The sequence below is a fragment of the Bacillus sp. C30 genome, from assembly GCF_040838255.1.
Taxonomy (GTDB): Bacteria; Bacillota; Bacilli; order Bacillales; family Bacillaceae_G; genus Bacillus_A; species Bacillus_A mycoides.
On record NZ_JBFPJH010000297.1, the window covers coordinates 1 to 3,976 of the forward strand.

The following is a 3,976-nucleotide window of genomic DNA, read 5'->3' on the forward strand; positions in this document are numbered from 1 at the left end:
GATGATTACGTGTTTTTCGAAGTTGAAAATCCAGTGTGTACCCATCACTATCAATAGCACGATATAAATAACACCACGTTCTTTCAAGATTTCAGATATATCTCGATAGCTTAAAGAAAAACGACAATAGTAGCCAACGGCTACTATTGTCGTTTTTGAATTATTTTCCTTTAAAATATCCCATGCATCATTCTCCTCAGCCCATTTTCTCTACAGTGTAGCTGTAGAGAAAAAACTTTGCAACGGAACCAGTTGATGGGCATGGGATCATCTCAGAAAACACTTTTTTAAGCATCCCTTTTGTTTGAAAATATAGAGATACATAGCAAGCCAATTGGGACAATGATTTGAAGTGGTATATGTACGTAATAAGGGATAAATTTGAATCCGGTGTATAAATGGGTAATATTATTACTCGCGCCAAAGATAGATAAAGCTATCATCAAACCAGATACAATTGGAATGCTAAACGTTTTTTTACATTGAAATATCTCGTCGATGGATAAACATGCTGTATAGTGAAAAATAAATGTTTTAAAAAAAACACCAATGATTAATAAGATGATGGCAATTGGTTCTAACCTTTGAATAAAAGCCCCCATTTTAATCAAACTAGAGGTGGTTAACATAGGAAAAGATAGTTCTTGTGATATCAGTCCTCCTAGTACCCCGATATTTAAAACGGTGGTAGATACAAGAAGAAAACCGCTTATAAAGATACTCCATAGTCCTTTTTGAAAAATTTCATCTTTTTGAGAAGTATAAGCAAATAACATCAAAAATGTAATCATTCCACCATAAGGTATCGTTAATGGTAAAATATTTTGAAAGATAGGTCGCCACTTTGTGGGGGCGGCGATGGGCTGTAAATTAGAGATGTGGAATAAATGAGATAAGAAAATTCCCATAACAAATAAAAACCAAAGCGTAAAAAAAACTTTTAATACAATCATTCCTACTCGTGCAGTAGTTTGAAGCCCTTTGTATCCAGCATAACCAACAGCCAAGAGCAACACACTCGCGATAGACCAAGTAGGGGTTGTATACAAAATGTGAAATGTGAGTATTTCTGTAAAATCTCGCACAACACGAGAACCAATATACATAAAATAACCACTATATAGCAGACATATGGGAATTCCTAACCATTTCCCTAATAGATGTTGTATGAGCTGTACATAGGTAAAGGTAGGGTATTGTTTATGCAGCAAGTAATATACAATAAAAAGAACGCTTCCTTCTATTACACCTACAGCTAATGAAATCCATGCATCTTTTCCAAGATGCCCACCAAAATTAACCCCCATTGAACCCAATTGAAATAGGATCATCAAACAAAATAGCTGTTTGATAGAAAGTATATGTGAATTCACCATGTCCTCCTTTATATACCTAATTAATCTGATTTAACAAATATATTATTTGTAACATGAACGATATTGACTTTTACGGAGTATGTCATGTTTAAATTTGAAAATGTTTCTTCCCAATTCTTTTCTTTTTTCCACATATCCGGATGCGAGCGAGCGAATGTATCGCCGATTCCAAATAAGTCTACATGAAATTTCTTTTGAGCTACTTGCATAGTTGTTTGTATCCTTTTCTCGATTTTGTGTTCAAATTTTTCTTCTAATCGGGCAAGGTATGTGGGCGATAAACGCTGTTTACATCCTACCTCTGTCAACTGTAAGGTGACCCTTAACTGAATATGTGGCTGAAGCTTTTTTTCCTTGTTATATACTTTAATCTGTGATTTTGTATGGATTACATCTGCCGATACCTTATTTTGTTTCGAACACATCACAAATTCAGGGACTAAACGGGCTGTGCCCATTATGTAGTTGTAGCCAATACTTTCAGGGATAGTAAGCCATCCTTGTAAATGATTTTTTTTAAATACAGCAAGTCCAGTTGGATACACTTGGGATTGTGGAGTCAATGTTTCTGTATTGTGCATGGTTTCTTTATGTTTTGGATTGCCACGAATACGAAATCCATTTATCACAAATCCTTCATATGGTGTATTCATTTGCGTAATCAAATGGAAAAAATTCATCTTAGATCCAACGGTCATTGTTGTACCAGCTTCCATTTTCTGTACCACATTTGCTATTTTTTCCGCTGTTACTTTGGACAAAGGAGAAACCACCCGCAAAATGTCAGAGGCTTTATGCTGTTTGGCAATAATCAGTTTAAAATCAGATCGAATATTATTAAATCGATAGATGTATTCAAGCACTTCTTTGATATTTTTTCTTGCTACACTTTCGCCTAGAGCAACTAACTGTATATTAGAAAAGTGGACGTAATGTGGCACATTTAAAGTGAGACGTGTCACTGCTTCCCCTATTGTTTTTCCTCTTTCTTGATAAATGGGGGCTTCCGGACGGTCCGTATGGTTATTACCTACAATTTCTTCTGGATTGGCGAATTGTACGGTCACTATGTACCCATGTTTGTCTTGGTCGATACCGAATCCGCTTGCAAAAGAAAGTGTTTCTAATGGCCTATAATCCCAGCACCCCGTTAACAACACTGAAAATAGTATCATGATAGAAAAAATCAAGTATCTTCGTAGCATTATACCCGTCTCCTATTTTTAAAATAAGACCGCCATTTGTCTAAAAGAGATGCTCGATTTGGGGCCGAATAAGGTGTTCGAAAAAATTCTTTTTTTTGTGTAGATGAGGGACTAAAGTACTCGAGTCCGAATGAGGAAACCCCACATAAATGAAGCAATAAAACGATGATACCAAGTATAACGCCATATAATCCAAATATACTTGCACATAATAAAAATCCAAATCGTATTAATCGTGTACTAAATGATAGTGTATATAGTGGAAAAATAAAATTAGTGATTGCTGTGCAGGCGACGATAATAATCGTTGCAGAGGAGACAATGCCAGCTTGCACCGCAGCTTCCCCAATTACGAGAGCACCTACAATTGAAATAGAATTGGCAACCGTTTTTGGTAAGCGTAATACAGCTTCACGAAACACTTCAAAGGTAATTTCCATGAGTAGCATTTCAATGATGGGCGGAAAAGGAACCGTGCTTCTTTGAGAAGCTAAATTCATGAGAAGTGGTGTCGGAATAATTTCTTGATGAAAACAGGTAATCGCGATGAATAAACTAGGAAGTAGTATACTTGCCCAAAACGAACTATAGCGTAATATACGTAAAAAAGATGAAAAATATACAGATTGATATTCATCTTCATTTGACTGTAAAAAATGTTGAAACAAGGATGGAACGATTAAAACAAAGGGGGTTTTATCTACTATAATCGCAATACGGCCTTTTAATAAGGCAGCAGCGACAATATCTGGACGCTCTGTATGATAGATAGTTGGAAAGGGAGAATATCCATCGTCTAATAAATAAGATTCGATATAAGCACTCTCTAAAATCCCTTCTAGTTTAATATTGTTGATTCTATGCATCAGTTTGTTTAGTATCTCCTCATTTACAATATCTTGTATGTATACAATACTGACATTGGTATTTGTAATTGTCCCTATTGTTTTTTGTTTCATGCATAAATTAGGATTCTTAATTCGTTGGAAAATGAGGATTGTATTTGTTTGTAAGGATTCTGTAAATCCATCTCGTGGACCTCTCAGTACGTTTTGAGAAGGTGGTTCCGAAATACTGCGTTCAATTGAGGCTCCGGTACTAACAATATAGGATTGATCATAATTTTCCAAAAGAAATACGGTGTTACCGGAAAGAATAGCATTTACAATATCTTTGATACACGAAGTACTTGTTCCCCCTGAGATCGGGGCTATCAGCTGTTTCAACAATTGAAAATGGGAAGTGGATGATTGAAACGTGTTAGACGAATTCGGTATACTTAAATGTAACATATAATCTCGGATTTCTGTCATATCAGACAATCCTTGAAAATGAATCAGGACGATCTCTATATCTAATAATCGATGACGATTTATAATTAGATAGGGATTGTGG

Annotated in this window: 3 protein-coding genes and 1 pseudogene; all 4 read right to left on the reverse strand. The window is 35.5% G+C overall.

Annotated features, from left to right (window positions below; all coding sequences use genetic code 11):
* A pseudogene (locus AB3X49_RS18855) lies at nucleotides 1-177 on the reverse strand (IS6 family transposase); the annotation flags it as partial.
* A gap of 110 nt (nucleotides 178-287) precedes the next feature.
* Nucleotides 288-1,373: a GerAB/ArcD/ProY family transporter gene (locus tag AB3X49_RS18860; RefSeq protein WP_367963993.1), complete on the reverse strand. Its 1,086-nt coding sequence runs from the start codon at nucleotides 1,371-1,373 to the stop codon at nucleotides 288-290.
* 23 nt (nucleotides 1,374-1,396) lie between these two features.
* Entirely contained in the window at nucleotides 1,397-2,581 is a 1,185-nt protein-coding gene (locus AB3X49_RS18865) for a Ger(x)C family spore germination protein (protein ID WP_367963995.1), read from the reverse strand.
* On the reverse strand, nucleotides 2,581-3,976 hold a 1,396-nt coding region (locus AB3X49_RS18870; protein WP_367963997.1), incomplete at its 5' end, for a spore germination protein. The genes AB3X49_RS18865 and AB3X49_RS18870, both read right to left, overlap by 1 nt.

Bases quoted from the DNA above. Each gene is read 5' to 3' on its own strand.
- AB3X49_RS18865 (WP_367963995.1), bottom strand. From the start codon at position 2,581: ATGCTACGAAGATACTTGATTTTTTCTATCATGATACTATTTTCAGTG.